This is a genomic window from Pseudonocardia kunmingensis, assembly GCF_006716445.1.
Classification (GTDB): domain Bacteria; phylum Actinomycetota; class Actinomycetes; order Mycobacteriales; family Pseudonocardiaceae; genus Pseudonocardia; species Pseudonocardia kunmingensis.
Genome location: NZ_VFPA01000001.1, coordinates 2,984,544 through 3,011,457, shown reverse-complemented (window position 1 = coordinate 3,011,457; position 26,914 = coordinate 2,984,544). Strand labels below are relative to the sequence as shown.

29 protein-coding genes are annotated in these 26,914 nt (G+C 73.9%); 16 read left to right on the top strand and 13 right to left on the bottom strand.

The window, feature by feature from the left end:
• Positions 1–100: 100 nt before the first annotated feature.
• The 3 genes from FB558_RS14370 to FB558_RS14360 are packed head-to-tail and all read left to right on the top strand — an operon-like array spanning position 101 to position 4,552.
• A complete protein-coding gene (locus tag FB558_RS14370; protein ID WP_246106425.1) occupies positions 101–2,446 on the top strand; it encodes a transglycosylase domain-containing protein in 2,346 nt (781 codons plus the stop codon).
• Positions 2,443–3,975: a glycosyltransferase family 87 protein gene (locus tag FB558_RS14365; protein WP_142052896.1), complete on the top strand. Its 1,533-nt coding sequence runs from the start codon at positions 2,443–2,445 to the stop codon at positions 3,973–3,975. The genes FB558_RS14370 and FB558_RS14365 overlap by 4 nt, the downstream gene beginning before the upstream one ends.
• The gene (locus tag FB558_RS14360) at positions 3,959–4,552 is read left to right on the top strand and encodes an NUDIX hydrolase (RefSeq protein ID WP_142052893.1); all 594 of its coding nucleotides are present in this window, start codon (positions 3,959–3,961) and stop codon (positions 4,550–4,552) included. The genes FB558_RS14365 and FB558_RS14360 overlap by 17 nt, the downstream gene beginning before the upstream one ends.
• A gap of 6 nt (positions 4,553–4,558) precedes the next feature.
• On the opposite strand, the gene FB558_RS14355 is transcribed toward FB558_RS14360, so the two are convergent.
• The gene (locus FB558_RS14355; RefSeq protein WP_425468022.1) at positions 4,559–5,923 is read right to left on the bottom strand and encodes a glycosyltransferase family 87 protein; all 1,365 of its coding nucleotides are present in this window, start codon (positions 5,921–5,923) and stop codon (positions 4,559–4,561) included.
• 61 nt (positions 5,924–5,984) lie between these two features.
• Positions 5,985–6,755, bottom strand: coding sequence for a deoxyribonuclease IV (locus FB558_RS14350; RefSeq protein WP_142052890.1), 771 nt, complete (start codon positions 6,753–6,755; stop codon positions 5,985–5,987).
• Positions 6,756–7,025: 270 nt separating this feature from the next.
• Between FB558_RS14350 and rpsF the strand changes: the two genes are divergently transcribed.
• From rpsF to dnaB, 5 genes are all read left to right on the top strand, one after another.
• Positions 7,026–7,367, top strand: a complete 342-nt coding sequence (rpsF, locus tag FB558_RS14345; RefSeq protein ID WP_142052887.1) for a 30S ribosomal protein S6 — start codon at positions 7,026–7,028, stop codon at positions 7,365–7,367.
• Between the two features lie 13 nt (positions 7,368–7,380).
• Complete coding sequence (locus FB558_RS14340; protein WP_142052884.1) at positions 7,381–7,911, top strand: single-stranded DNA-binding protein; 531 nt, start codon at positions 7,381–7,383, stop codon at positions 7,909–7,911.
• Positions 7,912–7,968: 57 nt separating this feature from the next.
• The gene (rpsR, locus tag FB558_RS14335; protein ID WP_094923024.1) at positions 7,969–8,205 is read left to right on the top strand and encodes a 30S ribosomal protein S18; all 237 of its coding nucleotides are present in this window, start codon (positions 7,969–7,971) and stop codon (positions 8,203–8,205) included.
• A gap of 14 nt (positions 8,206–8,219) precedes the next feature.
• Positions 8,220–8,669, top strand: coding sequence for a 50S ribosomal protein L9 (gene rplI / locus FB558_RS14330; protein ID WP_142052881.1), 450 nt, complete (start codon positions 8,220–8,222; stop codon positions 8,667–8,669).
• 536 nt (positions 8,670–9,205) lie between these two features.
• On the top strand, positions 9,206–10,609 hold the full coding sequence (dnaB, locus tag FB558_RS14325) for a replicative DNA helicase (protein ID WP_142052878.1): 1,404 nt from the start codon (positions 9,206–9,208) through the stop codon (positions 10,607–10,609).
• Positions 10,610–10,704: 95 nt separating this feature from the next.
• Here the strand turns inward: dnaB and FB558_RS14320 are convergent, their stop codons facing one another.
• Positions 10,705–11,091 carry a hypothetical protein gene (locus FB558_RS14320; RefSeq protein WP_142052875.1) on the bottom strand — a complete coding sequence of 129 codons (387 nt, stop codon included), beginning with the start codon at positions 11,089–11,091 and terminating at the stop codon, positions 10,705–10,707.
• A gap of 101 nt (positions 11,092–11,192) precedes the next feature.
• On the opposite strand from FB558_RS14320, the gene FB558_RS14315 reads away from it, so the two are divergent.
• Positions 11,193–11,621, top strand: a complete 429-nt coding sequence (locus FB558_RS14315) for a MarR family winged helix-turn-helix transcriptional regulator (RefSeq protein WP_142054204.1) — start codon at positions 11,193–11,195, stop codon at positions 11,619–11,621.
• Here FB558_RS14315 and FB558_RS14310 read toward each other — a convergent pair.
• Both FB558_RS14310 and FB558_RS14305 read right to left on the bottom strand, forming a co-directional pair.
• On the bottom strand, positions 11,587–12,192 hold the full coding sequence (locus FB558_RS14310) for a maleylpyruvate isomerase family mycothiol-dependent enzyme (RefSeq protein ID WP_142052872.1): 606 nt from the start codon (positions 12,190–12,192) through the stop codon (positions 11,587–11,589). The two genes, FB558_RS14315 and FB558_RS14310, sit on opposite strands and share 35 nt — an antisense overlap.
• A 57-nt stretch (positions 12,193–12,249) precedes the next feature.
• A complete protein-coding gene (locus FB558_RS14305; protein ID WP_246106424.1) occupies positions 12,250–13,284 on the bottom strand; it encodes an RNA polymerase subunit sigma-70 in 1,035 nt (344 codons plus the stop codon).
• 206 nt (positions 13,285–13,490) lie between these two features.
• Here FB558_RS14305 and FB558_RS14300 point away from each other — a divergent pair, with 206 nt between their 5' ends.
• Complete coding sequence (locus tag FB558_RS14300; protein WP_142052869.1) at positions 13,491–15,449, top strand: elongation factor G; 1,959 nt, start codon at positions 13,491–13,493, stop codon at positions 15,447–15,449.
• On the opposite strand, the gene pcaD is transcribed toward FB558_RS14300, so the two are convergent.
• The 3 genes from pcaD to FB558_RS14285 are packed head-to-tail and all read right to left on the bottom strand — an operon-like array spanning position 15,415 to position 17,782.
• Positions 15,415–16,179, bottom strand: coding sequence for a 3-oxoadipate enol-lactonase (gene pcaD / locus FB558_RS14295; protein WP_142052866.1), 765 nt, complete (start codon positions 16,177–16,179; stop codon positions 15,415–15,417). The two genes, FB558_RS14300 and pcaD, sit on opposite strands and share 35 nt — an antisense overlap.
• Positions 16,176–16,979: a CoA-transferase subunit beta gene (locus FB558_RS14290; RefSeq protein WP_142052863.1), complete on the bottom strand. Its 804-nt coding sequence runs from the start codon at positions 16,977–16,979 to the stop codon at positions 16,176–16,178. The genes pcaD and FB558_RS14290 overlap by 4 nt, the downstream gene beginning before the upstream one ends.
• Positions 16,976–17,782: a CoA transferase subunit A gene (locus tag FB558_RS14285; protein ID WP_142052860.1), complete on the bottom strand. Its 807-nt coding sequence runs from the start codon at positions 17,780–17,782 to the stop codon at positions 16,976–16,978. Before FB558_RS14285 ends, FB558_RS14290 begins: the two co-directional genes overlap by 4 nt.
• 91 nt (positions 17,783–17,873) lie before the next feature.
• On the opposite strand from FB558_RS14285, the gene FB558_RS14280 reads away from it, so the two are divergent.
• Entirely contained in the window at positions 17,874–18,815 is a 942-nt protein-coding gene (locus FB558_RS14280) for an aldo/keto reductase (RefSeq protein ID WP_142052857.1), read from the top strand.
• Between the two features lie 464 nt (positions 18,816–19,279).
• Positions 19,280–19,645 (top strand): hypothetical protein, encoded by a 366-nt coding sequence (locus FB558_RS14275; RefSeq protein ID WP_142052854.1) that lies wholly within the window; start codon positions 19,280–19,282, stop codon positions 19,643–19,645.
• Between the two features lie 34 nt (positions 19,646–19,679).
• On the opposite strand, the gene FB558_RS14270 is transcribed toward FB558_RS14275, so the two are convergent.
• The gene (locus FB558_RS14270; RefSeq protein WP_142052851.1) at positions 19,680–20,996 is read right to left on the bottom strand and encodes an amidohydrolase family protein; all 1,317 of its coding nucleotides are present in this window, start codon (positions 20,994–20,996) and stop codon (positions 19,680–19,682) included.
• The gene (locus tag FB558_RS14265; RefSeq protein ID WP_142052848.1) at positions 20,993–21,631 is read right to left on the bottom strand and encodes an NYN domain-containing protein; all 639 of its coding nucleotides are present in this window, start codon (positions 21,629–21,631) and stop codon (positions 20,993–20,995) included. Before FB558_RS14265 ends, FB558_RS14270 begins: the two co-directional genes overlap by 4 nt.
• A 32-nt stretch (positions 21,632–21,663) precedes the next feature.
• Here FB558_RS14265 and FB558_RS14260 point away from each other — a divergent pair, with 32 nt between their 5' ends.
• Together FB558_RS14260 and paaI are read left to right on the top strand one after the other, a co-directional pair.
• Complete coding sequence (locus FB558_RS14260; protein ID WP_142052845.1) at positions 21,664–22,092, top strand: DUF4440 domain-containing protein; 429 nt, start codon at positions 21,664–21,666, stop codon at positions 22,090–22,092.
• A 34-nt stretch (positions 22,093–22,126) separates the two neighbouring features.
• Entirely contained in the window at positions 22,127–22,510 is a 384-nt protein-coding gene (paaI, locus tag FB558_RS14255; RefSeq protein ID WP_142054200.1) for a hydroxyphenylacetyl-CoA thioesterase PaaI, read from the top strand.
• 50 nt (positions 22,511–22,560) lie between these two features.
• Here the strand turns inward: paaI and trmB are convergent, their stop codons facing one another.
• The 3 genes from trmB to FB558_RS14240 all read right to left on the bottom strand — a co-directional run bounded on the left by trmB (position 22,561) and on the right by FB558_RS14240 (position 25,295).
• Complete coding sequence (gene trmB / locus FB558_RS14250) at positions 22,561–23,241, bottom strand: tRNA (guanosine(46)-N7)-methyltransferase TrmB (protein WP_246106531.1); 681 nt, start codon at positions 23,239–23,241, stop codon at positions 22,561–22,563.
• Between the two features lie 118 nt (positions 23,242–23,359).
• Positions 23,360–24,379 carry a glycosyltransferase family 2 protein gene (locus tag FB558_RS14245; RefSeq protein ID WP_142052839.1) on the bottom strand — a complete coding sequence of 340 codons (1,020 nt, stop codon included), beginning with the start codon at positions 24,377–24,379 and terminating at the stop codon, positions 23,360–23,362.
• Positions 24,380–24,413: 34 nt separating this feature from the next.
• Positions 24,414–25,295 carry a glycosyltransferase family 2 protein gene (locus tag FB558_RS14240; RefSeq protein ID WP_246106423.1) on the bottom strand — a complete coding sequence of 294 codons (882 nt, stop codon included), beginning with the start codon at positions 25,293–25,295 and terminating at the stop codon, positions 24,414–24,416.
• Between the two features lie 585 nt (positions 25,296–25,880).
• Here FB558_RS14240 and FB558_RS14235 point away from each other — a divergent pair.
• Positions 25,881–26,666: a hypothetical protein gene (locus FB558_RS14235; RefSeq protein WP_142052833.1), complete on the top strand. Its 786-nt coding sequence runs from the start codon at positions 25,881–25,883 to the stop codon at positions 26,664–26,666.
• Positions 26,659–26,907: a hypothetical protein gene (locus FB558_RS14230; RefSeq protein WP_142052830.1), complete on the top strand. Its 249-nt coding sequence runs from the start codon at positions 26,659–26,661 to the stop codon at positions 26,905–26,907. The genes FB558_RS14235 and FB558_RS14230 overlap by 8 nt, the downstream gene beginning before the upstream one ends.
• Positions 26,908–26,914: the final 7 nt, after the last annotated feature.

The window sequence follows — 26,914 nt, the reverse complement described above, 5'->3', positions numbered from 1 at the left end:
GCCGCCGCCGCCCGACTCGCGGGTTCCCCCCCAGCGTTATCGGGCCGACGGTCCGCCGGTCTCGTCCGGTGCCCGCCAGTCCGCCTACCAGGGCGGTGACGTGCCGCTCCTCACGCACGACGAGGACTCGGGCCCCACCGCGGTGGTCGGAGGGCCCGCACCGGGTGGCGCCGCCGTGGCGCAGCACCCCGCACCGCGCTCCGAAACCCGCCGCGGCCGGACGTCCGGCAAGGCGGTCTCCCCGTGGCGGCGCGTGCGACGCATCTTCTACGTCATGCTCGGCGCCGCGCTGATCGGGCCGTTCGCCGCCTTCGTCGTGGGATGGCTGCTCTTCCCGGTGCCCACGGCCGAACAGGCCGCGCTCACCCAGGTCGCCACGTTCACGTTCGCCGACGGCCAGACGCCGATCGCCACGGTCCGCCCGGAGAACGGCAACCGGGTCCTGGTCACGCTCGACAAGGTGCCCGAGCACGTGCGCGAGGCCGTGCTCTCGGCAGAGGACCGTTCCTTCTACTCCAACCCCGGCTTCGACCTCGTCGGCATCGGCCGCGCCGTCTACAACCAGCTCACCGGCGGTTCGGGCGGGGGGTCCACGGTCACCCAGCAGTACGTCAAGGTCTCCACCGGCCAGGACGACTTCTCCTTGTGGCGCAAGTACAAGGAGGTCATCCTCGCGGTCAAGATCACCCGCGAGCAGACCAAGGACGAGATCCTCGAGAACTACCTCAACACGATCTACTGGGGCCGGGGCGCGTCCGGCATCCAGGCGGCGGCGCAGGCGTACTTCGGCAAGAACGTCGAGGACCTGACGATCTCCGAGGGCGCCATGCTCGCCGGCACCATCCAGTCCCCGTCGCGGTGGGACCCGGCGAAGAACCCGGAGCGCTCGCAGGAGCGGTGGGCCTTCGTGCTGGACGGCATGGTCGAGCAACGCTGGATCACCCCGGAGGAACGGGTCCAGCAGACGTTCCCCACCTCCTGGCTGCCCGAGGCACCGGCCGGTGGTGGCGTTCCGGACGACGACCGCTACCACATCTACGACCGCGCGGTCGAGGAGCTGGCCGCCAAGGGGATCACGCAGGAGCAGATCGACACCGAGGGCCTCACGGTCACCACCACCGTGGAGGAGCCGCGCCAGAAGCAGGCGGTCGACGCGGTCAAGGAGAAGATGGAGCGCCAGCCGGACAACCTGCGCAGCGCGCTCGTCTCGATCGACCCGCGCACCGGGGCGATCCTCGCCTACTACGGCGGGCAGAACGGCCTGGGCACCGACTACGCCATGGCGTTGCGCCAGCCCGGTTCGTCGTTCAAGCCGTTCGTGCTGTCGGCCGCGCTGCAGTCGGGCAAGGGCATCGGCCTCGGCACGGAGTACACCGGCACCTCGCCGATGGAGTTCCCGGGCCGCGCGGGCGCGGTGAGCAACGTCGAGGGCGTCGACTGCGAGCGGTGCAACGCCATCGAGGCGATGACCAACTCGATCAACACCTGGTTCTACCAGCTGGGCATCGAGGTCGGCCCGCAGAGCGTCGCCCAGGCGGCCCACCAGGCCGGCATCCCCGACGACCTGCTCCCCGACCCCACGGGCGGCATCGCGCTGGGCGACAAGGAGGTGCACCCCGTCGACATGGCGTCGGCATACGCCACCTTCGCCGCCGAGGGGGTCCACCACGAGCCCTACATCGTGTCGCGGGTCGAGGCCGCCGACGGCCGGGTGCTCTACGAGCGCGAGGACCCCGCGGGCCGGCAGGCCGTCCCGCCCCAGGTGGCGCGCAACGTCGTCGAGGCGATGCTGGACGTCGCGAGCCACACCGACCACGCCCTCTCCGACGGACGGGAGGTGGCGGGGAAGACCGGCACCGTCCAGCTCCAGGGCAAGGACAACAAGGACGCGTGGATGGTCGGCTTCACCCCGTCCATCTCCACGGCGGTCTGGGTCGGGTCCGACCAGAGCGACGCGTTGCGCAACGCGCAGCAGCGGCCGATCTACGGCAGCGGGTTGCCGAGCGACATCTGGCAGGAGTTCATGAACGCCGCCCTGCGCGGTGAGCCGAAGGAGACGTTCGGCCCCTTCGAGCCGATCGGGGAGGCTCCGAGCGCGGCCCCGCCCGTCTCGTCCACGCAGTCACCGGACGACGAGGAAGACGAGGACGAGGAGTCGTCCGACGGCGACAGCGACTCCGACAGCAGCTCCGACAGCGACTCCGACAGCGACCGCGACAGTTCGCGCAGCTCGCGCGACTCGGGTGACTCCTCGGACGAGGACCGGAGCGGATCGTCGAGCGACAGCTCCTCCCCCTTCGGCGGGAGCAGCGACGGCGGCAGCGGTGACGGTGGCGGCAGCAGTAGCAACAGCGACGACCGCCCGACGTCGAACAGCCGCCAGGACCAGTCCCGGACGGTGCCCGCGGGAGCGACCGACACGTCCGACAGCGGACCGGTGGGGTGACCCCGGCCGACCGGCAGCCGGACGTCCCGGCACGGGTCATCCCGACCTGGACGGAACCGCTCGCGGCCGCCGCCAGCCGGATCGTCGGCGGGCCGCTCGGCAGGCACGCACTCGTGGGCCGGAGCCGGTTCTGGACTCCGCTGCGCGTGGTCCTGCTGCTCGCGGTGGCGCTGCTCGCCGCGGGCTGGCTGGGGAAGGCGCCCTGCCTGCAGCAGTACACCACCGACGGCGGCGAGCTCGCGCTGGACTGGCGCAACAGCCGGCAGTACGTGGCGATGTGCTACTCCGACACGGTCCCGCTGTGGGGGATCGAGGGCCTCGACGACGGCGCCGTGCCCTACCGTGACCCGTGGGTCGAGTCGGCGGGCACCGACGACGAGCAGGTGCGGTACATGGAGTACCCGGTGCTCACCGGGTTCTTCCAGTACTTCAACGCCCGGATGGCCGACGCATGGGTGCACGCGGCCGAGGTGGTGCCCGGCCTGCCGTCCGCGCTCCCGGTGGTCGTCTACTTCGACATCAGCGCCTTCTGGCTGGCGCTGGCGTGGCTCGTGGCCGTGTGGGCGGTGCACGCCCTGCGCCCGCACCGCCCGTGGGACGCGGCGCTCGTGGCGGTGTCGCCGCTCGTCGCGGTGCACGCGTTCACCAACTTCGACACGCTCGCCGTCGCCTGCGCGGCGGGCGGGATGCTGGCGCTCGCGCGGCGACGGCCGCTGCTCGCCGGGGCCCTGCTCGGCGCGGGCGGCGCGTTCAAGCTCTACCCGTTGATGCTGCTGCTGCCGGTCGCGCTCGTGGCGCTGCGCCGGCGCGAGGTGCGCACCGCGGTGTTCGCGATCGCGGGGGCGGTCGGTGCCTGGGTGCTGGTCAACGCGCCCGTGGCGCTGCTGTACGGCCGGGGCTGGTGGGAGTTCTTCCGGCTCAACCGGACGCGCCCCGCCGACCCCGACTCGCTCTACTTCGTCGTGCAGCACTTCACGGGCTGGCCCGGGTTCGACGGGCCGCTCGCCGACGGCGAGCAGCCGGCCGTGCTCAACGCCGTGTCGGCGGTGCTCTTCCTGTTGTGCTGCGCCGGGATCACCGTGCTGGCGCTGCGCGCGCCGCGGCCACCGCGGATCGCCTCGCTGGCCTTTCTCGTCGTCGCGACGTTCTTGTTGGTCAACAAGGTGTGGAGCCCGCAGTACTCGCTGTGGCTGGTGCCGCTCGCGGTGCTCGCCCTGCCGCGGTGGCGGCTGCTGCTGGCGTGGATGACGGTCGACGCCCTGGTCTGGGTGCCGCGCATGTACTACTACCTGACGCCGGAGAACAAGGGCCTGCCGCCGGACTGGTTCCTCGGCACGGTCGTGGTCCGCGACGCCGTCGTCGTGCTGCTGTGCGTGCTGGTGGTGCGTTCGGTGCTGCGCCCGGACACCGACCCGGTGCGCGGCGTGACGCGGTGGGGAACCGACCCCGACTGGCCGGCCGCGCCGGTCCGCGACACGGGCACGGACCCGTCCGGGGTGGCAGGCTCGCAGCGTGCCGTCTCCGCGTGACCACGTCAGCGACGCCCTGCGCCGGTTCCGCCGCCGCGCGATCGAGCGCCCCGACCTCAAACCGGCCGCCGTCGGGATCACGCTCGTGGGAGGCGGCTCGGCGTTCCTGCTGACCCGCCGGGCGCCCTCCCTGCGCGGGCACGCGGGGCAGTGGGCGTTGCCGGGCGGGCGCGCCGACCCCGGTGAGTCGCCCGGCGCCGCCGCGCGTCGCGAGCTCGCCGAGGAGCTCGGGCTGGTCCTGGACGCGGACGCCGAGCTGGGCCTGCTCGACGACTACGCCACCCGCTCCGGCTATCTGATCACGCCCGTGGTGCTGTGGGCCGACGGGGAGCCAGGGCTGCGCCCGAACCCCGCCGACGTGGCCGAGCTGCACCGCGTGCCCGTCGAGCTGATCGACGTTGAGCCGCGCTTCCTCACGATCCCGGAGTCGGACGCGCCGGTGATCCAGCTGCCGCTGCTCGGCAGGCTGGTGCACGCGCCCACGGGCGCGGTGCTGCACCAGTTCCGCGAGGTGGTGCTGCACGGCCGGGACACGCGCGTGGCGCACCTGGAGCAGCCGGTGTTCGCCTGGCGGTAGCCGGATCTACGCGACCGTCTCCGCCAGGGGGCTGCGGCGGGGTGGTGGGGTGGCGGCGATCCGGTCCGGGATGCGGAGGAACAGGACGAACAGCACCACCAGCAGGGCGGCGCGACCCCAGACGCCGATCGTGACGGCCTGCGCGGAGAACCCGTCGTAGATGCTGGTGCCGAGGCCCGCGTGCAGGTGGTAGTACCAGCGGAAGATGCCGATGCCCATCGCGACGTCCGCGATCAGGTACGCCCCGATCACCGACCACGGCACCTGCACCAGCACGAAGAACGGCAGCAACCAGAGGGTGTACTGCGGTGAGTGGACCTTGTGCAGGAGCAGGAACCCGCACAGCATCGCCGCGCTCACGCCGACCCACGGGTAGACGCCGTCCCGGCGCCAGCGCCACCACCCCACGGCGACGGCCACCGCGAAGGACAGGAGCACCAGCGTGGGCGAGAGCCAGTCCATGAGGGACTGGAAGCCGACGTCGTCCGGGTCGGACCTCGGGCGGAATCCCCAGAACCAGATCGAGTTGGTCGTGAAGTCGACCTTGCGGAGCTGCTGGAACGTGAACGAGGCGCGCCAGCCCTCGTAGCCGGCCAGCGCGAACGGCAGGTTCACCAGCACGACGGTGAGGGCCGCGGCGACCGGCACGCGCAGCGCGGCGCGCCACTCCAGCCGGCCCGGGTGCGCGGCCACGAGGACGTACAGCGCGAGCGGCAGCACGAAGGCGCCCGGGTACAGCTTGAACGCGAACCCCAGCCCGAGCAGGACCGCTGCGACCGTGCTGCGCTGGGCCAGCGAGCGGTCGCTGCGCAGACCGTGCACGACGAACACGGCCGCGACGGCGCAGGCCACCACCGGCAGGTCCCAGTTGTGGAACGCGTAGAGCACGACGGGAGGGCCGATCGCCCACAGCAGGGCCCGCCACCGCGTCAACCGCCCGAGCAGGTACCCGGTGGCCAGGCCGAACGGTGCCATCAGGAGCGCCGAGCCCAGCAGGAACGCGGCGTCGGTCTCGGCGAACAGCGCGCCGCCCCAGATCAGCAGCCCGGTGAGGACCGGGTACTCGACGCTCCCGCCGCGCAGCTGGCCCTCGGGGCTGATGGACCCGCTCACGTACGGGAACACGTGCTGGTCGATCGAACGCCCGATCCACAGGTGCTGGATGTCGGAGTAGCAGACGTCGCGCTCCATGCGCACGCCGTAGTCGGGCTGGGAGCGTCCGGACTCGTCGAACTCGGGGCCCGTGCATCGGGCCTTGTTGGCGTAGCCGAGCAGCAGCGTGACGCCGGTGAGCAGCACCAGCACCGCGAGCACCGCGCGGCTCACGGCGACGGCCGGGCGGGTTCGGGGCGCCACGTGCTCCCCGGACACGGCGTCCACCGCGGTGCCGGTCACGGCGCCGTCCCGGCGGCGCGCGCCGCCACTTGGGGCGTCACGAGCCGAGCCGCTCGCGCAGGAAGGCGATGTCGGCGGCCTGCCCCTCGGCCGGTGTCTCGACGACCACCGGGGCGCCCGCGGCGGCGCACACGGCGACCAGCGCGTCGGGCTCGATCGTGCCGTCGTCCACGTTGGCGTGCCGGTCGCGTGCGGAACCGAACTCGTCGCGGGAGTTGTTCAGGTGCACCAGGTCGATCCGCCCGGTGATCGCCTTCGCGCGGTCGACGACGTCGACGAGGTCCTCCCCGGCCGCGAAGGCGTGGCAGGTGTCGAGGCAGAAGCCGACCCCGAACTCCCCGACGGCGTCCCACAGGCGGGCGAGCGCGTCGAAGTGGCGGGCCATCGCGTTGTCGCCGCCCGCCGTGTTCTCGATGAGGACCGGTACGGCGAAGCCGCCCTCGCCGGCCTGGCGCTCGACGAACTTCCGCCAGTTCTCGACGCCCTTCGCGGCGTCCTCGCCCTGGGTGACGTGCCCGCCGTGCACGACGAGCCCGATCGCCCCGACGGTGGCGGCGGCCTCCGCGTGCTGGACCACCAGCTTGCGCGACGGGATGCGGATCCGGTTGTTCAGCGACGCCACGTTCACGACGTAGGGCGAGTGCACGACCACCGTGAGCCCGCCTGCGCGCAGCTGCTCGGCCTGGGGGTGCGCCGGGGGCTTCTTCCACCCCTGCGGGTCGGCCAGGAACATCTGCACGATGTCGGCGCCGCGTTCCGCTGCGGAGTCGATCGGATCGGCCTCGCGCACGTGTGCCCCGATGAGCATGTGGCCAGCGTAGTGACAACCCCCGACACCCCGGCGTCTGGCGTCGTGGTCGGACCCCGCGGCGCCGGCCGGTGCGTGCACGATCGTGAACGGTGGGTCCCGCGCGCGGTCGGCGGTGTTCCCGCTGGTAACCTCGTTGCCAGGTCCGACCGGTGCTCGCCGAGCGCCGCCCGGGGTCGCCGATGGCGACCGTTCTGTCGGGGCCTACTGAGAACCTCCTGTCGCGGATGGACCGCGACCGTTCCAGTCCATAGGAGGTGAGTGGTTCTCATGCGTCATTACGAGCTGATGGTCATCCTCGACCCCAGCCTGGACGAGCGCACAGTGACGCCGTCCCTGGAGACGTTCCTCAACGTCGTGAAGACCGACAAGGGCACCGTCGAGAAGATCGAGGTCTGGGGCAAGCGCCGTCTCGCCTTCGAGATCGCGAAGCACGCCGAGGGCATCTACGCGGTCCTCGAGGTCACCTGCGAGCCGGCCACCGTCGCCGAGCTCGACCGGCAGCTGGGCCTGAACGAGTCCGTGCTGCGGACCAAGGTCCTGCGCCGCGAGCCGAAGAAGGCCGTCGCCGCCGAGCCGAAGCGGGCCGCCGCGCCCGCCAGCACGGGCTGAGGGCCCGGGCACGATGGCCGGCGAGACCGTCATCACGGTGATCGGCAACCTCACCGCCGACCCGGAGCTGCGTTTCACGCCGTCCGGAGCGGCCGTCGCCAACTTCACGGTGGCGTCCACCCCGCGCACCTTCGACCGCCAGTCCGGTGAGTGGAAGGACGGCGACGCGCTGTTCCTGCGCTGCAACGTGTGGCGGCAGGCGGCGGAGAACGTCGCCGAGACGCTCACCCGCGGCATGCGCGTGATGGTGCAGGGCCGCCTGCGGCAGCGCAGCTTCGAGACCCGCGAGGGCGAGAAGCGCACCGTCGTCGAGCTCGAGGTCGACGAGGTCGGCCCGTCCCTGCGCTACGCCACAGCCAAGGTCAACAAGGTCAGCCGTGGCAGTGGCGGCGGTGGCTTCGGCGGCGGCGGTGGCGGCGGAGGCGGGTACGGCGGCGGCTCCGGCGGTGGCGGTGGGGGCGGAGGTGCCCCGATGGACGACCCGTGGGGTTCCGCACCGCCCGCAGGCAGCGGCCCGAGCGCCGACGACGAGCCCCCGTTCTAGCCAGAGACCACTCCCCGCCCCCGTGGCGGGTATCGAGCAACGACCAGGAGCACCACCATGGCCAAGCCCGTCCTGCGCAAGCCGAAGAAGAAGGTGTGCGCGTTCTGCAAGGACAAGGCCCAGGACATCGACTACAAGGACACCGGCCTGCTGCGGAAGTTCATCTCCGACCGCGGCAAGATCCGGGCTCGCCGGGTCACCGGCAACTGCCGTCAGCACCAGCGTGACGTCGCGGTCGCGGTCAAGAACTCCCGCGAGGTCGCGCTGCTGCCCTACACCTCGACCGCGCGCTGAGGAGGAGACCACCCGTGAAGCTCATCCTCACCGCCGACGTGCCCAACCTGGGCGCGCCCGGCGACATCGTGGAGGTCAAGGACGGCTACGGCCGCAACTACCTGCTCCCCCGCTCGATGGCCATCGTGGCCACCCGCGGGGCCGAGAAGCAGGTGGCGGCCATCCAGCGCGCGCAGCGGGCCCGGCAGATCCGGGACCTCGGCCACGCCAAGGAGGTCGCGGGCCAGCTCGGCGGCCTCTCGGTCACGGTCAAGGCCAAGGCTGCCGGCGACTCGGGCCGCCTCTTCGGCTCGGTCACGGCCGCCGACGTCGTCGACGCCGTCCGCGCTGCGGGCGGCCCGGCGCTGGACCGGCGGTCCGTCGACGTGCCGGGGCAGATCAAGACGGTCGGCACGCACCAGGTCACCGTCCGGCTGCACCCTGAGGTCACCACCGACCTCGACGTCGCTGTGGTCGGCGCCTGACCGGCAGCTGATTTCGTCACGCACCGTGAACGGGGCGGGGCTCGGGCAACACGCCCGGGTCCCGCCCCGTTCACTGTTGTGGCCCGCCCCGCGACGGCCGGGTGCCACCCGTCCAGGTGGCGCGCCGCGAAGTGACGGTGACGTCGCCCAGTGACCGCTCGGACGCGCCCAGTGGGGGCTTCCCCGGCGGCGGCGACACGCCGAACGGGCGGGCAGCGGCGTGTCGCAGCGAAAAGTTGTCCACACCCTGTGACAAGCTGCTGACCAGAGAATACGCCGGAAACTCGGCGGTTGTCCCCACACTGTCCACAGGACGGTCCCTACGCGGTCCTGCACCGGGGGGAATCCCTCCCCATTCGGTCCACAGGGCAGCGCACAGGACGGTTTGGAGGCGTCGGCGCGGACGCTTAGCCTCACGCCCGGGGTGCGAGGACTCGACCACGCCGACCCCTTCCGTTTCCCGGGGGGCCATCCGGAGGTCGTCGAGCGCATCGAACCTTTGTTCGATAGAATGGCGACAGGGGGTGACGCTGCGTATGGCACTGGCTGATGACCGTGGAACGGGAAGGCCGCGTCCGGTCCGCGCGGCGAACGACGGCGCGGACCCGAACGGCACCTTCGACCGCCAACCCCCCCAGGACCTCACCGCCGAGCAGTCGGTGCTCGGCGGCATGCTGCTGTCGAAGGACGCCATCGCCGACGTCGTGGAGGTCCTGCGGCCCGACGACTTCTACCGGCCCAACCACCAGACCGTCTATGACTGCATCCTCGACCTCTACGGCCGGGGCGAGCCCGCCGACGCCGTCACCGTGTCCGCGGAGCTGCAGCGCCGGGGCGAGCTGATCCGCCTCGGCGGCGCGCCGTACCTGCACACGCTGATCGCCACGGTGCCCACGGCCGCCAACGCCGCCTACTACGCCGAGATCGTCGCGGAGAAGGCCATCCTCCGCCGCCTCGTCGAGGCCGGCACGCGGATCGTGCAGCTCGGCTACCACGGTTCCGAAGGTGCCGAGGTCAACGACGTCGTCGACCGCGCCCAGGCCGCCATCTACGAGGTCACCGAGCGCAGCACCAGCGAGGACTACGTCGCCCTCGAGGAGCTGCTGCAGCCCACGATGGACGAGATCGACGCCATCGCCTCCCGCGGTGGTGTCGCGCTGGGCGTGCCCACCGGCTTCGCCGACCTCGACGCGGCCACCAACGGCCTGCACCCGGGGCAGATGATCGTCGTAGCGGCGCGGCCTGGGCTCGGCAAAAGCACGCTAGGACTGGATTTCGCCCGCTCCTGCTCGGTCAAGCACGGTCTGACCAGCGCCGTCTTCTCGCTGGAGATGAGCAAGTCCGAGATCGTCATGCGGCTGCTGTCCGCCGAGGCGCGCATCCGGCTGGCCGACATGCGCGCCGGCCGGATGAGCGACGACGACTGGACGCGCATGGCACGCCGGATGAGCGAGATCAGCGAGGCGCCGCTGTTCGTCGACGACTCGCCGAACCTCACGCTGATGGAGATCCGGGCCAAGGCCCGCCGCCTCAAGCAGCGCAACGACCTCAAGCTGATCATCCTCGACTACCTGCAGCTGATGACGTCGGGCCGCAAGGTCGAGTCGCGCCAGCAGGAGGTGTCGGAGTTCTCCCGGCAGATCAAGCTGCTGGCCAAGGAGCTCGAGGTGCCGGTGGTGGCGATCAGCCAGCTGAACCGCGGGCCGGAGCAGCGCACCGACAAGCGCCCGATGCTGTCGGACCTGCGCGAGTCGGGATCGATCGAGCAGGACGCCGACATGGTCATCCTGCTGCACCGCCCCGACGCCTTCGAGCGCGACGACCCGCGGGCCGGTGAGGCCGACCTGATCCTGGCCAAGCACCGCAACGGGCCCACCAACACGATCACGGTGGCCCACCAGCTGCACTACAGCCGCTTCTCCGACCTGGCCCACGGCTGACGAACGGCACTTTCGTCGGTACCTAACCGACGAGCGTGCCGTTCGTCGTGCGAATCCTGTTCCGGGACGCGAGCCGGCCGGCCCAGCCACCACGCCTAGGTCAGCACCACCTCGCCGCCGATGCCGCTGCGGCCCGCGGGCGTTCCCACCAGCTCCACGGTCGTGCCGGCGCGGACCTGCTCGCCGAACACCGCGACCAGCGCGTCGGTCACGCCGGCGACCAGCCGCGCCACGATCTCGTCCGCGTCCGGGCGGGAGAACGCGGCGTCCTTGATGCCGAACGTCACCCGGGGCGCGGGCGCGGCCGCCGCCCGGCCACCGATCCCCCAGCGACCGGGTGGGAGCCCGACGAGCTGCACGACCGCGATCTCGCGCGCCCACTCGCCGTAGACGGCGACGACGGCGTCGGTCAGCGCGGCGATCACCTCGGCTTCCCGGCCGGTCAGGTCGGGCTCGCTGGCGTACACGATCAGATGGGGCATACCGTCCTCCGGAGCACCGTAGAAACCTTTGATTCCAAAGCTACTGGCGAGAGTGGGACGTGTCCACACCGGAAGCCGCCGACGGTGCGGTGCGCGAGCTCATGCTCGTGTTCCCGCGCCTGGTCGGGCGGATCAAGAAGCTGCCCCCGCCCGCGGCCCTGCGGTCGCTGGAGCTGACGCCGCGCCACCTGTCGCTGCTGTCGATGCTGCTCCTCGACGGCCCGCTCACCGTGTCCGAGCTGGCGGAGCGGCTCCACGTCGCGCCGACCACGGTGAGCCTGCTCGTGAGTGAGCTGAGCGGCAAGGAGGTCCTGCACCGCCGTGCCGACCCCGAGGACCGGCGCAGGCGGATCGTCGACCTGCACGACGACGTGCGCCCCGCCGTCTCCCGGTGGCTCGCCCCCGGCGCACGGGCGTGGCGGGAGGCCCTGGGCCCGCTGACGCCCGCGGAGCGCAGGCTCGTGGTCGACACCCTGCTCGCCTACGAGGCCGCGGTCACGAGGACGATCGGCGAGGGTCCCGGTCCGTGAGCGCGCGGCGCCCGGTGACGACGAGCAGGACGTCCTTCACCGGCATCCGCACGGGGCTCCCGTCGCCGACCGACACGTCGGCGTCGGTGGCCACGAGCTGTGTCCCGTGCAGGCGCACGCCGAAGTAGTCGAGGTTGCGCGGGCCTGCGCCCCGCAGGACGGTCGCGATCCGCTCGGCGGGCGGCGCCGGCAGGCCCAGCGGCTCGCTGATGTCGAGCCCGTGGATCACGTCGTGGCTCAGCGCACCGACCTCGCCGCCACCCGGGGGTCGCCAGTCGTGCCGGACGTTGTCCCGCAGCTGCGCGAGCAGCTCGTCGTCGCTCATCGCCGCCGCGTCCGCGCGGGCCGCCCGGTCGGCGAACCGGTCGAAGGAGAAGCGCGCCCGCACCATGCCGGTCGCGAACCGCAGCGGTGTCGTCCGGAACGGCATCGTCATGTGCGCGACGACCTCGCGCGTCCGCCAGCCGGCGCACAGGGAGCGGCTGCTCCACTGCTCGGGGTCGAGCTGCTCCAGGAGCGCGAGCAGCCGGGCGCGCTCCGCGCAGGTCTCGTCGAAGATCTCGGATCGCATCGGGTTCCTCCGGGTCGGCCGTGGTGTCGAGGTGGATACGACCGGCCGCCCGGGAACTCATCGCGGTGCTCGCTCCGGAAGCCCGAACTCGGCGAATCGGCCCGCGGTCCCGAGGAACGTGACGATGTGGGCCACGCGGCCGCCCCGCAGCTCCAGAAGGATCAGCGCGAACGGGCGCAGCTCGCCGTCCGGGCCGGGGCGGTACTGCCCGAAGCCGGGTGAGCCGTTGATCGCGGTCGGGACCAGGCGGTCGCCCGCGCACGCGTCGCTCGCCGCCATCACCGCGGTGATCCGGGACGCGCCGGAGAGCCACCACGCGAACGGCGGCATCGACGACATCGCGTCCTCCCGCAGCAGGCGGGCCAGCCCGGCGACGTCGTGCGCCTCGAACGCCGCGACGTAGCGGTCGAGCAGGTTCCGCTGCGCCGCGTTCTCGGGGTCGAGGACGTCGGCGGGCCCCGGGGGGTCGGCGGCGAGCGCGGCCCTGGCCCGTTGCAGCGCGCTGTTCACCGACGCCACGCTGGTGCCGAGGACCTCCGCCGTCTCCTGCGCGGAGAAGGCCATGACGTCCCGGAGCACGAGCGCGGCCCGCTGCCGTGCGGAGAGCCGTTGCAGGGCCGCGAGGAACGCCAGCCGGACGGTCTCGCGCCCGACCACGCGCTCGGCGGGATCGGTCACGCCGAACAGCCGGGAGTCCGGCATCGGCTCCACGAACCGGTCCGCGGGCAGCGGGGTGCCGAGCTCGCCGTCCCGGGCGGCGGGCCCCATGTCGATCGCCAACGCCCGCCGGCGCGCGCCGCGGAGCATGTCGATGCACACGTTGCCGGCGATGCGGTACAGCCAGGTGGTCAGCCGCCCGCGCGCCGGGTCGAAGCTCGCAAGGTTCCGGTACGCGCGGACGAGCGTCTCCTGCACGGCGTCGTCGGAGTCGGCCGCGGACCCGAGCATGCGGTAGCAGAAGCCGGTCAGCGGGACGCGCTGCGCTTCGAGGTCCTCGATCCCGAGGTCCGCCCCGGTCATGGCCCCGGTGGCCCGGCGGAGATCATCCTCGGTCCCACGCTTCCGGCACTCGACCTCCAGGTTCTCGCCCACGGCAATGATGGCGGATACCCCGCCGTGCCGCGATCTTCGCCGATCCGCGACGCGGCTCGGGCGCGGCGAACTCGGTTGCGCCGTCCACTGCCGCCCGTCCACGCTCTCCCCGACCCATCGGCCGTCGGCGGGAGCCCCTTCCATGCGCGAACTCCTCGGAACACCCCAGCGTCCCCATCGCTCCGCGGTTCCCGAGGTCCTCGCCCATGCCCGTCCCCCGCACCCTGAACATCGGCATCCTCGCCCACGTCGACGCCGGTAAGACCAGCCTGACCGAGCGCCTGCTCTACGAGACCGGCGCCATCTCCCGCCTCGGCAGCGTCGACGGCGGGGACACGCAGACCGACACCGGCGCGATCGAGCGCGAGCGCGGGATCACCGTCCGCTCCGCGGTCGTGGCGTTCACCGTCGGCGCCACCCAGGTCAACCTGATCGACACCCCCGGCCACCCGGACTTCATCGCCGAGGTCGAACGCGCCCTCGCCGTGCTCGACGGCGTCGTCCTGGTGCTGTCGGCGGTCGAGGGCGTCCAGGCGCAGACCCGGGTGCTGGTGCGGACGCTGCGCGCCCTCCGGTTGCCGACCGTGCTGTTCGTCAACAAGATCGATCGGTCCGGTGCCCGGCACGAGGACCTGCTCGCCGAGGTCGGGCGCATCCTCGCACCGCACGTCGTCGACATGACGAGAACCCACGCGCTGGGCACGCGGACCGCTCGCGCGATCCCCCGTTCGCTCGACGAGGCGGGGTTCCGCGCCCGGGTCGCCGAGGTGCTGGCCGAGACGGACGACGACCTGCTCGCCCGCGTCGTCGACGGACCACCCCTCGACGCCCGGGAGGTGGAGTCCGCGCTGGCGGCGGCCACCGCGGCGGGCCGGGCGCATCCCGCGTTCTTCGGCTCCGCCCTCACCGGGGAGGGCGTCGCGGCGCTCGTCGACGGGGTCGTGCGGCTGCTGCCGTCCGCACCGGCGGCGGGCGGTGAGCCGCGAGGCACCGTCTTCGCCGTCGAGCGGGGCCCGTCCGGGGAGAAGGCCGCGTACCTGCGCCTGTTCGCCGGGGAGGTCGTCGCGCGGCAGCGGCTGACGCTGCACCGCCGCGGCGCCGACGGTGCGCCGGAGGAGAGCACGGGCCAGGTCACCTCCCTGCAGGTCGTCGGAGAGCCCGGCTCGTCGCGCCTGGTGGCCGGGCGCATCGCGCGGATCCGCGGGCTGCCCGGCGTCCGCGTCGGGGACCGCCTCGGCGGGGACGCCGACGGGGACGAGGGCGGCGCCCGCACGCCGCACTTCGCCCGGCCGACCCTGCGCACCGAGGCGAGCCCGGAGGATCCGGCGGACGGGGCGCGCCTGCACGCGGCGCTGCTGGACCTCGCCGAGCAGGACCCGCTGATCCACGCGGAGGTGCTGCCCGGCGGCACCACGGAGGTGCTGCTCTACGGCGAGGTCCAGAAGGAGGTCATCGCGCAGACGCTCGCCACCGAGTACGGCGTGCGAGCCCGCTTCGCGCCCAGCCGGATCGTCTGCGTCGAGCGGCCGGTCGGCGTGGGCGAGGCCGCCGAGGAGATCGGCCGGCGCGGCCCGGCCCTCGGCCGGTTCTGGGCGACGGTCGGGCTCCGCGTCGAGCCGTCCGCCCGCGACAGCGGCGTGACGTTCCGGTACGAGACCGAGCTGGGCGCGCTACCGCGGGCCTTCCACACCGCCATCGAGGAGACCGTGCACCTGGCGAGCCGGCGGGGACCGCACGGGTGGGCGGTGACGGACTGCCGCGTCACCCTCGTCCGGTCCGGGTTCAGCGCGCCGGTGAGCGTGGCCGCCGACTTCCGGGGCCTCACCCCGCTGGTGCTGGCCCGCGCGCTCGACCGCGCCGGCACCCGCGTGTACGAGCCCCACCACGCCTTCGAGCTGGAGATCCCGTCGGGCGTGCTGAGCGACGTCGCGTCCCGGCTCACGGCACTGGGCGCCCGGATCGAGGAGACCGCGGGCACCGCGGCGGCGTGGCGGCTCGCCGGCACGGTCCCGGTCCGCCGGCTCGACGTCGTGGAACGCCGGCTGCCGGGCCTCACCCGCGGGGAGGCCGTGTGGTCGTCCCGGCCCGCGGCCGACCAGCCGGTGGGGGGCACCCCGCCGGCCGGGCGGGTCAGGGCGTCGAGATCTCCGCGATCAGTGCGGTGACCTCGTCGGCGGCCTCGACCGAGGCGAGGTGCGCGGCGTCGAGCACCTCGAGGCGCGCACCCGGGATGCCCTCGGCGAGCGTCCGCGCGTGCGGCTCCACGGGCGTGGCCAGGTCGCCGGAACCGGCGATCACGAGCGTCGGCGCCGAGATCGCACCGAGCCGGTCGCGGTGGTCCCACGCCTCGATCGCCTGGCAGCAGGCGAGGTAGCCGTCGTCGGGGGTGCCGGCCACCATCGCCTCGGCCTCGGCGACGACGTCCGCGTGCGCCGCGGCCCAGCCGGGGGTGAACCAGCGCGCCACCACACCCTGCGCGAGCGGCCCGGTGCCACCCGACGAGACGGCCGCGATGCGCTCCTCCCATGGCGTCGGGTCCGGGAAGTGCGCGGTGGTGCAGCACAGGGTGAGCCGCGAGATGCGCTCCGGGGCCTCGGAGGCCAGGTGCATGCCGACCATGCCGCCCAGCGAGAGCCCGCACCACGCCACCCGGTCGAGGCCGAGCCGGTCGAGCAGGGCCAGGACGTCACCGGCCAGGTCCGCGATCCGGTACGGGCCGGGTGGCACCGCTGAGCCGCCGTGGCCGCGGTGGTCCACCCGGATCACGCGGAACCGCTCGGTCAGCGCCGCCACCTGCGGGCGCCACATCTCCAGGGTCGACCCGAGCGAGCCGGACAGCACGAGCGGCGGGGCGTCGCGCGGCCCCTCGTCGAGGTGGTGCAGGTCCACCGTCATGCCGCACCGCCCGATCCGACCGTGCGCATCGCCCGCAACGTCCCCAGCTCCTCGGTGGTCGGTGGAGCGGTGAACATCAGGTCGGCCGCGACCTGCAGCGGCCAGCCCGTCTCCGCCCGCGCCTGCTCGACCGCGATCCCCTGGTGCAGCGCGGTGAGCACGAGCTCGCCCGTCTCCGGGTCCGGTTCCAGCACGCCGAGGTCGGTGATCACGCGCACCGGGCCCGCGCCGCGCAACCCGAGCCGCTCGCGGTCCCCGCGACCGCTGCCGTGACCGACGGACGTCACGAAGTCGACCTGCTCCACGAAGGCCCGCAGGCGGTGGCGCATCACCACGATCACCTCGCGGCACGACGCGGCGATCTCCGGGGCGCCCCCGGAGCCGGGCAGGCGCACGTCGGGCTCGTCGTACTCGCCGATCACCGTGGTGTTGATGTTGCCGAGCCGGTCGATCTGGGCGCCGGAGAGGAACCCGACGTCGATCCGGCCGGGCTGCAGCCAGTAGTTGAACACCTCGGGCACCCCGACGACGCTGAGCGCCGCGTCGGCCAGTATCCCGTCGCCGATCGACAGCGGGAGCTCGTCGGGGCGCGTGTCGAGGGTGCCGGACTCGTAGATCAGCACCAGCCGCGGGGCGTGCAGCCTGCGTGCGAGGTTGGCCGCGGTCGAGGGCAGCCCGATCCCGACGAAGCAGGCCTGCCCTTCGCGCAGGGCGCGGGCGGCGGCGATGCTCATCATCTCGTCGGCGGTCCAGGTCGCCGTCGGCTCGGTGCCGGCCACCGGCTCCACCGTCCCGGTCATGCCGCCTCCTCGATGCTGCGCAGCCAGCGCGTGAACGCGTCGCGGTCCCGGCTGACGGCGTCCCAGTCGCGGTAGGCGGCGTTGTCCCGGTCGTAGTAGCCGTGGGCGTAGGACGGGGCCGCCCCGCCCGGCGCGACCGCCACGGCGTCGAGCACCCAGCGGGGCAGCACCACGGCGCCCGGCACCGGCGTCAGCTCGTCGACCACCTCCTCGACGGTGACGAGCGCGCGGCGCGCGGCCAGCACGGCCTCCTTCTGCACGCCGGTGATGCCCCACAGCTGGACGTTGCCGTCGCGGTCGGCCCGCTGGGCGTGCACGATCGTGACGTCCGGGTTGAGCGCCGCGACCGCGGCCAGCTGCTCCCCGGTGAACGGGCACTGCACGGTGGAGATCGTGTCGGTGTGGGCGGGCAGGTCGGTGCCGCTGTAGCCGCGCAGCACGGCGAACGGCAGCCCGGAGGCACCCGCGACGTAGCGGTTGGCCATCCCGGCGTGGCTGTGCTCCTCGATCTCCAGGGGTACGGGCCACCCGGTGGCCAGCGCGTCGCGCATGCGGTGCAGCGACCCGACGCCCGGGTTGCCGCCCCAGGAGAACACGAGCCGCGACGCGCAGCCGGCGCCGATCATCTGGTCGTAGACCAGGTCCGGGGTCATCCGCACCAGCGTCAGGTCCCGCCGCTGCTGCCGGATGACCTCGTGGGCCGCCGCGAACGGGATGAGGTGCGTGAACCCCTCCAGCGCGACGGTGTCCCCGTCGTGGACGAGCTCCGACACCGCTTGCGGCAACGGCACGATCTTGGCCACGGCCGAACGGTAGTGCGCGACATCCGACCCGGCAATCGATGGCGCCGATCGGGGTGGATCGCCTCCCCGTGTCACGGCGGTGTGACATGGCATGACGCAGGGCGAGGCGCCCGTCACGTTCTGCGGCGACGCCCTCGGACCCGGTGCGATCGTGGGCGAGGTGAGCACACTTCCCGACACGCGCCCCGCCGCCGCGTCCGGACGCTTCCCGCTCGGTGGTTCCCACGGCGGCGTGCACCGGCTCGGCTTCGGCACGATGCAGCTCACCGGGCCCGGGGTGTGGGGTCCACCCGCCGACCCCGCCGCCGCGGTCGCCCTGCTGCGCCGCGCCGCCGACCTCGGCGTCGACCTGTTCGACACGGCCGACTCCTACGGCCCGGAGGTGGCCGAGGAGCTCGTGCGCGAGGCGCTGCACCCCTACGACGGGATCACGATCGCCACGAAGGCCGGCCTCGTGCGCACCGGCCCCGACGAGTGGCAGGCCTACGGCCGGCCGGAGTACCTGCGCCAGCAGTGCGAGCAGAGCCTGCGCCGGCTGGGGGTCGAGCGGATCGACCTGTTCCAGTTGCACCGGGTCGACCCGCAGGTCCCCGCCGACGAGCAGTTCGGCGCGCTCGCCGAGCTGCAGGCGGCGGGGAAGGTGGCCGCCGTGGGGCTGTCGGAGGTGGGCGTCGACCAGATCGAGCAGGCGCGCACCGTCGTCGACGTCTCGTCGGTGCAGAACCACTACAACCTCGCCGACCGCGGCAGCGACGACGTCCTGCGCTACTGCACGGAGCAGGGGATCGGCTTCATCCCGTGGGCCCCGATCGCGTCCGGCCGGCTCGCGCAGCCCGGTGGGGTCCTCGCGCGGGTCGGCGAGCGGATCGGGGCGACGCCCTCGCAGGTCGCGCTGGCGTGGTTGCTGCAGCGCTCCTCGGTGATGCTCCCGATCCCGGGCACCGCGAACGTGGAGCACCTCGAGGAGAACGTGCGTGCGGCCGAGCTCGCGCTGGACCTGGCGAGCGTCGACGAGCTCGACTCCGCGACCTGACCGGACGACTGCGCTGCGTCGCGCACCGCGCGTTCCCCGCCGTGGCGGGAAACGCTGCGTGGAATGACACCCGTGTGATTGACCGCTGACCGTGGTCTCGCTGGCCCGCTCAGGTGAGGAACGGTCACGCTGCGATTGCGGATGCGCGTTCCTCGCCACCTCGTCGGCCCAATCCCGCGCGAATCGCGCGCACGGAAGCCCGCGGGACGACCGCGACGTGGTGCGGGCCCGCTCGAGGGCATCCCGAAAGGGTCGCGCTGCGCCGCGGACGAATACGCACGAGAGCGGTGCGACACGCCGGATCCACCCGAACGAGGGGAATCGGCCCGCAGGCCTGTAACGGTCTCGTCGCGGCCGTTTCCACGCCCGAGTGTCCCCGTTGTGGGTGGCAGAGTGCGCCGAACGGCTCAGCAGGAAGAGAGCCGGACGCAGCAGCGGCGCACGGTCGATCACGGAGGTGACGCGTGTCCGAGCTTGTGACGGACCTGGACTGGCTGGCAGCCACCCGCTACCCGAACGCCGACGACGACTGGGGCCCGGTGACCGGCCGGCACTCCTACAGCGAGGAGGCCGCCCTGACACCGATCTTCCACGCGCTCAGCCGCAGCGGCTGGCGCAGCCGTCAGCACGACCCCGTCGTCCCGCAGGCCCGCCCGGCGCAGCGCAGCGCCGCCGATCCCGTCGACGCCTTCCGCCGCGACCCGCTGACGGCGCCGATCCCGGTGCAGGCCCTCGCGCCCGGCACCGCGACGACCCCGCGCGGCCGCCGCGTCCCGCACGAGAGCGGACGCCACCACCGCTCCTACGAGGGCTCCCACGGCCGCTGGTGACGCCGGCCGGCCCCGGCCGATCGGTCGGGGCCGTTCAGGCGCGCAGCCGGGCCGCCGCCGCGCGCAGGGCGACGGTGGCGGCCCGCCGGTCCACGCGCGTCGGCTCGCCGCCCGCGAGCACCTGCTCGCCGGCGACCCACACGTCGCGGACGAGGCGGGAGCCGCCCGCCCACACCAGGTTGGACAGGAGTTGCGCGTCGTCCTCGGGCGCGACGAACACCGGGTCGTCGAGGTCGACGTGCACCAGGTCGGCCCAGCAGCCGGGGGCGACCGCCCCGAGGTCGTCCCGGCCGATCGCGGCGGCGCCGTCGCGGGTGGCCATCAGCAGCAGCTCGGCGGCGGTCAGCGCGGCGGCGTCCCCGCTGCTCACGCGGGCGAGCAGCCCGGCGAGCCGGGCCTCGGCCCACAGGTCGAGGTCGTCGCCGGACGCCGGCCCGTCGGTCCCGAGACCCACGCGCACCCCGGCCCGGCGCAGGGCGGTGACCCGCGCGATGCCGGCCGCGAGCTTCGCGTTCGAGCCCGGGCAGTGGGCGACCGCCGCGCCCCGCGCCGCGAGCAGCGCGATGTCGGCGTCGGAGAGGTGCACGCCGTGCGCGGCGAGGACCCGCCCGCCGAGCGCGCCGACGTCGTCCAGCAGGGCGGGCACCGTGCCGTGCGACGCGCGCTGCGCGCGGTCCTCGTCGGGCGCCTCGGCGACGTGGATGTGCAGCAGGGCGTCGCGGGCGCGGGCGTGCTCGGCCACCGAGGCGAGCGCCTCCGGCGGGAGCGTGTACGCGGCGTGCGGGCCGTAGCCGAGCTCGATGCGGTCCCCCGGCCCCGAACGCAGGCCGTTCGCGTCGATGCGCGCGGACACGTCGTCACGCATCTGCTCCCACGTGCCGATCCGGTCCCAGCCCGGTGCGGCGATCACGCCGGGGGTGAGGACGACGCGGGAGCCGACGGCCGTCACGGCGTCGATCACCGCGTCGGTGAAGAAGTACATCTCCACGCTGGTGGTGCAGCCGGTGCGCAGCAGCTCGACGCACCCGGACGTCATCGCCACCCGGACGTCGCCCGCCTCGAGCCGCCCCTCGGCCGGCCACATGACGTCCTGCAGCCACGGCAGCAGCGGCAGGTCGCCACCCATGCCGCGCAGCGCGATCATCGGCGTGTGCGCGTGGCTGTTGACCAGCCCGGGCAGGAGCGCCCCCGGCAGTTCGGTGACGGGCGCGGTGCTCGGCGGCGCCGTCGCCCGCGGCCCGACGTGCGCGATCCGGCCGTCCGCGTCGACGTCCACCACCGCGTCCCGCAGGACGGAGCACCCCGGGTCGCACGGCAGCACGACCGGCGCGGCGAGCCGGATCGGTGTCACCGCCGCGGCTCCAGCAGCGACCGGAGCGAGCGGAACGGCGGGAGCCAGGCGCCGGTCTCGGGCAGCGAGTCGAGGGTGATGCGCGGGAGCGGCTCGCGGAACACCCCGTCGATGTCCTCGAGGTCGACGAACTCGATCACCTCGGAGTTGAGCGCGAAGGTCGCGTGCTCCCGGAACCCGATGACCGTGACGCCGGTACCGGCCGCGTCGAGGTCCTCGAGCGGCTCGCGGAACGCGCGCCCGTCCCCGGACGCCACCACGACGTGCTGCAGGCCGCCCTCCGCGGCGCGCAGCGCGATGTGGGCGAGCATGTCGTCGTCGACGTCGGAGTCGTCGCTGAGCTTCGGCTTGGCGAACACCGCGAAACCGACGTTGCGCAGCGCCTCGACCCAGGGGCGGACGACCTCGGTGCTGCCGGGAGCGACGTTGGTGAAGACCGTGGCCTCGGCGACGGCCTCCGGGCCGGCGAGCTCGAGCAGCCACCGGCCGACGGCGTCGAACCGTGGCCGGAACGCGGCCGTGGGGCGCGCCCCGAGCAGCGAGCCGAGGCTCATGTCCATGTTGGGCGCGTCCCACACGAGGAGCACGCGCGGCGCCGGGGGCACCGTCGCGGTAGGGGTCGCGGTCGGGATCATCGTGCGACCCTATCCGGCTACGCTGCACGACGATGGACGAGAGCGCCGACGCCCTGCGGGACCGCTGCGCGGCACAGGTCGAGGACCTGCACCGGGTGATCGAGGACTGGCTCACCGGGCGGGCCCCGCGCACGCCCGCGTCGTACGCCGCCTTCGCCGAGGCGCACACCCCCGACTTCACGATGGTCACCCCCGACGGCGTCCTGATGCACCGCGACGAGCTGCTCCCCGGGTTCGAGGGCGCGCACGGCGGGGCACCGGGGCTGTCGATCCGCATCGCGGACGTCGCCGTCGTGCACGCCGACACCGGCGGGGTCCTCGTCACCTACGAAGAGCACCAGGACGGCCCCGCAGGCCCCTCCGTCCGGCGCAGCACCGTGCTGCTGGCCCGCGACGCAGCTGCTCCGCACGGCCTGCGCGCCCGGCACCTGCACGAGACGTGGGTCGCGCGTGACCGGTGACGAGGTCGACGTCGCCCGGCGCACCGCGGCCGCGATGGAGCGCGCCGACGCCGCGGGGCGGGGCGCCGGGGTGCGCCTGCTCGACGTCGGGCCCGGGAGGGCGCGCGTCGCGATGACGGTCGAGGCGCGGCACGTCAACGGGCACGGCATCTGCCACGGCGGATACCTGTTCCTGCTCGCCGACGCCGCGCTCGCCTACGCGTCCAACAGCCACGGCACCTCGGCCGTCGCCTCGGGTGCAGACATCGCGTTCCTGCGTCCGGTCGCGCTCGGGGCCGAGCTGGTGGCCGAGGCCGTCGAGCGCGCCATGACCGGGCGGTCGGGCCTCTACGACGTCACGGTCCGGGACGGTGACGCGGCGGTGGCGGAGTTCCGGGGCCGCACCCGTCAGGTCCCGGGCCTCGCACCTCCGAGCTGATCGTCGGCCCGAACGGGAGACTCGCCCTGTCAGGACGGGAGACTCGCGGGTCAGGTGCGGCGGTAGATCAGGTCGTGCACCTCGCGGCCTTCGTGGTGGGCCCGCTGCTCGAACTTCGTGACGGGCCGCCAGTCCGGTCGGGGGGTCCAGCCGCCGGGCTGGTCCGCCGCGGTGTTCCGCAGCGCGGGCTCCGCGTCGCACACGGACCGCATCTGCGTGGCGTAGTCGTCCCAGTCGGTGGCGAGGTGCAGGGTGCCGCCGGGCGCCAGTCGCGAGGCGGCCAGCGCCACGAACTCCGGCTGGACCAGCCGGCGCTTGCGGTGGCGCCGCTTGGGCCACGGGTCCGGGAAGAAGATCCGGATGCCGGCCAGCGACGCGGGCGGCACCCGCTCGCGCAGCAGGGCCACGGCGTCACCGCGCAGCAGCACGACGTTCGTGAGGCCCAGCTCGGCGATCCGCATCAGCAGCTGGGCGAGCCCGGGCTCGTAGACCTCCACCGCGATGTGGTCGACGTCCGGCGCGGCGGCCGCGAGCGCCGCCGTCGACTCCCCCATGCCGGACCCGATCTCCAGCACGAGCGGTGCGGTGCGCCCGAACCAGGACGGCGGGTCGTACGGTTGCGCCCCGCCGAGCAGGTCGGCCACGTCCCGGCCGCGCTCGGGCCACCAGCGGTCCCATGCGTGCTGCTGGCCCTCGGTCAGCCGGCTGCGGTGGTGGACGAAGCTGGTGATCGGGCGGTGCGGCGCCTCAGAATGTGTGTGAGAAGCCCGGACGTGGGCCGCGGCTGTCGGCGATGCAGCAAGGTCCCGCTGTCCTGGGCGGCCCGCTCCGCGCTTCTCACACACATTCTCAGCCACCACTGTGCGGGCGGGTGCTCGCGGCCTGCGCGGCGGGCAGCCGGACGCCGGCGGTGGCGCCGGGGAGCCTGCCCCTCGCGTACCCGGCCGCGGTGCAGGCCAGGGCCGTGACGACGGCGGCCGCCGACGACACGCGGCCCTCCTTGAGCTCGCGCAGCACGGCGGCGGGCAGCACCTTGGCGACGTAGCTGCGTTCGGTGGACAGGGCGTCCTCGCTGCCGACCAGCTTGGAGACGGCGGCCTTCGACAGGCCCTCCGCCCACGAGCGCCGCCGCAGGTAGGCCCATTCGACGCGGTCGGCGCTGACCCGGTGGTCGACGACCGCGGCGGGCTCGAACACGATCCGGATCTTCTCACCCGCCCGCTGGTAGGCCTGCCGGGCGCGGATGCAGAGCTCGGTCTCCTCGCAGCCCAGCGGGTTCTTCCCGATGCGCCCGATGTCCTCGGCGAAGCCGCCTACCCGGGCGAACACTTCGCGTCGGAACGACATGTTGCAGCCCATGAGGTTGCGCACCTCGGTCCGGAACTCCGGCTGCCCGGTGTAGGTGCAGCCGACGATCCAGTCGAGCTCGCCCGTGGCGTTCGGGTCGTAGGGAGCCGCGCCGGGGAGCACCCGGGGGCGGTTGGTGGGCCAGCGCGGGTGCGCCACGCCCCCGACGGCCGCGACCGTCGGGTCGCTGTAGGGGGCGAGCAGCGCGGCGAGCCACCCGGGCCGCGCCTGCGCGTCGTCGTCGAGGAAGACGACCACGTCGCCCGCCGCTTCCGCGATGGCGGTGTTGCGGGCTCCCGACAACCCCTGCTTGTGTGCGTTCGGCAGGACCCGCACCCCGTGGGGCCCGAACTCCTGCTGCGCGCGCGAGAGCAGCACCGGGTTGTGGTCGACGATGACCAGGGTCTCCGCCGCCCGCACGTCCTGGGCGGCGACCGAGCGCACGGCCGCGACGATGTCGTCCCACCGCTTCTCGGTGTAGACGCAGATCACGACGGTCGCGGTGACGACCGGACTGCTCACGGGTGGTCTCCTCCCACCGGGCGACCGCCCGCTCTCACAAGCGGCGGTCGCGCGCGGCGCTGATGTTCGAGCGGCGGTCGGCCCGCCGGTGCTCGGCGAGAAGGGTACGCAGCACCCGGGCGCCGTCGGCGAAGGTGCGCAGGTTGGTGTCCCCGAACACCCGCTGGCGCTCGATCGACGGCACCTCGGTGATCTTCAGACCGGCGGCGGCGATCCGGCAGTTCAGCACGGTCTCGATCTCGAAGCCGTCGCCCCAGAGCATGCCCTCGGCGGGAGCGGGCGCGTCGATCGGCGGCAGCTCGAGCAGCGGGAGCAGGTCGGCCCAGAACGCGTTGTAGCCGTAGCAGAGGTCGGTGTACGACGTGCCGAACAGCGCGTTGGCGACGCCGTTGAGCCCGGCGTTGCCGGACTTGCGCAGCAGGGTGATGTCGTCGCTGCCGCCGCCGGGGGTGAACCGGCTGCCCTTGGCGAAGTCGGCGCCTGCCACCAGCGCCGACACGAACGCGGGGATCTCCGCCGGGTCCGCCGAGCCGTCGGCGTCGAACATCACGACGACGTCGCCCGTGGCCGCGGCGAACCCGCACGCCATGGCGTTGCCCTTGCCCTTGCGCGTCTGCCGGACGATCTTCACCCATGGCAGGACCCGCTGTGCGGTCTCCACGGTGCCGTCGGTCGAGTTCCCGTCGACGACGATGATCTCGTGGACGGTCGGGCGCACCGCGGCGATGGCGGGCAGCACGATCTCGAGGTTCCGCGCCTCGTTGCGGGTCGGCACGATCACCGAGACCGTCGGGAACGGCGTCCGGCTCGGCTGCGGCTGCGGGCGCGGCCTGCGGGTCGGCCGGTGCGCGTGGGTAGGCGCGGCCGGGGCCGGGCCCCCGTACACGGCGGCACGGGCGGATGAAACGGCGCTCACACATCCTCCAGACGGGTCCGCTCCACCGGGACAACGAAGATGCCCGGGAGGGGTTGCGGGTCGGGGCGATGGCATCGCCCGTACGGGGTTGCGCTGTGGGGGCGCAGGACCGTCGTCACACCATGGATGACGCACGAACCCGCAGAGTGGTTGCCCCCGGCTCGCAGATCCCCCGGTGGGGTGGCGCGGTCCGCGCCCCCGTCACCCCGCCCGTACCCTGCGCCACCAGGTCGAAAAGCGGCGCGTGATCCTCGTGACCGATCCGTGATCTGATCCGGGTACCTCTACGGACCCCTCTGGCCCCACCGCACCGGCAAGCTCGTCAACGGCAGCCGCGGCAGACCGCCGGGCGTTGCGGGGAGCGAGGGGTTCCCCGCAGCACCCCCGACGACCGCGGCAGCGGGTGGGCAGGCGCGGCCCGCCCACGCGGACCTCGGGGGCGTCCGCGTGCACCCCCCGGTTCCCGGGAGTGGGGGGCCCGGGAACCGGGGACCACCCCCGGCTTTGCGGGCCGGACCGTTCACAGGTGCACACGTTCTCCGCGGTTCCGCCCCCGACCGGGCCCGCGGGTGCGAGCCTGGCGCCATGCCGGATCGCTACGCCGATGCCGTGCGCGCCCGCCGTGCCGAGCTGCGGGAGCTGCGTGCCCGGCTCGCGGGCGGCCACCGCGCGGAGCTGCGCAGCTGCCTCGCCCTCGGGCGGCTGGCCGCCGCCGGTGAGGCGGCCGCCGCGCTCGCCGCGCTGCGCCGGGAGGTGGCCGCGCACGTCCGGTGCGGCGACCGGCACGTCCACGAGATGTTGCCGATCCGCCTCCAGGGCGCCGTCGTCGCGGTGGCGGCGGCGGTCGTCTCCTCGTGGGGCGAGGGGGTGCGCCCGCCGCTGCGCCGCATCGCCACCGAGCGGGGGCTGGAGGTGGAGCCGGGGTGGCCGCCGCTGCCGGCTCCGCGCGCCGTGCGCGTCCCACCGGCCACGGAGCCGATCGAGCCGCTCCCCTCGTTCCTCACCGGGGTGGCCGAGGGGGCGGCCCTGTGGCGGCTGGCGCTGCTCCCGCTGGCGGTGCTGCCGCTGCTCGGGTTGCCCGCGCTGGGCGGCCCCGCGCTCACGCCCCTCGCGGTGGGGGCCGGGGGCGCCGCGGTCGTCCTGGCGGCGGTGGCCCGGCGCACGGCCGCGCGGCGGGCCCGGCTGCACCGCACGGCCGAGCAGGTCCTCGCCGCGGCGGCGGCGGCCATCGACGCCGACCTGGACCGCAGGACGATCGAGCTGGAACGCGCGGCCGCTGCGGCGCTCGACACCGCGGTGCTGTGCCGCCGCGCCGCGGTCGACCGCGAGCTGGCCCGGCTGGCCGCCGGTTCGGGGGCGGCGGATGGGTGAGCCCGGGCACGTCCCCGACATCGACGTCGGCTGCGGGTTCGACACCGACGGCGACGGCAGGCCCGACACGGTGCTGGAGCCCGACGGCGTCGACCTCGTGGTGGCCGTCGACCTCGACGGCGACCGGTTCGCCGACCAGGTGCTGCGGATCGGCCCCGACGCGGTCGTGCGCCTCGTCGGGCCGGAGCCGCCCGACGCGGGCCCGGTGGACGCCCCGGTGGACGGCTTCGGTGATCAGTAGGTTGGGG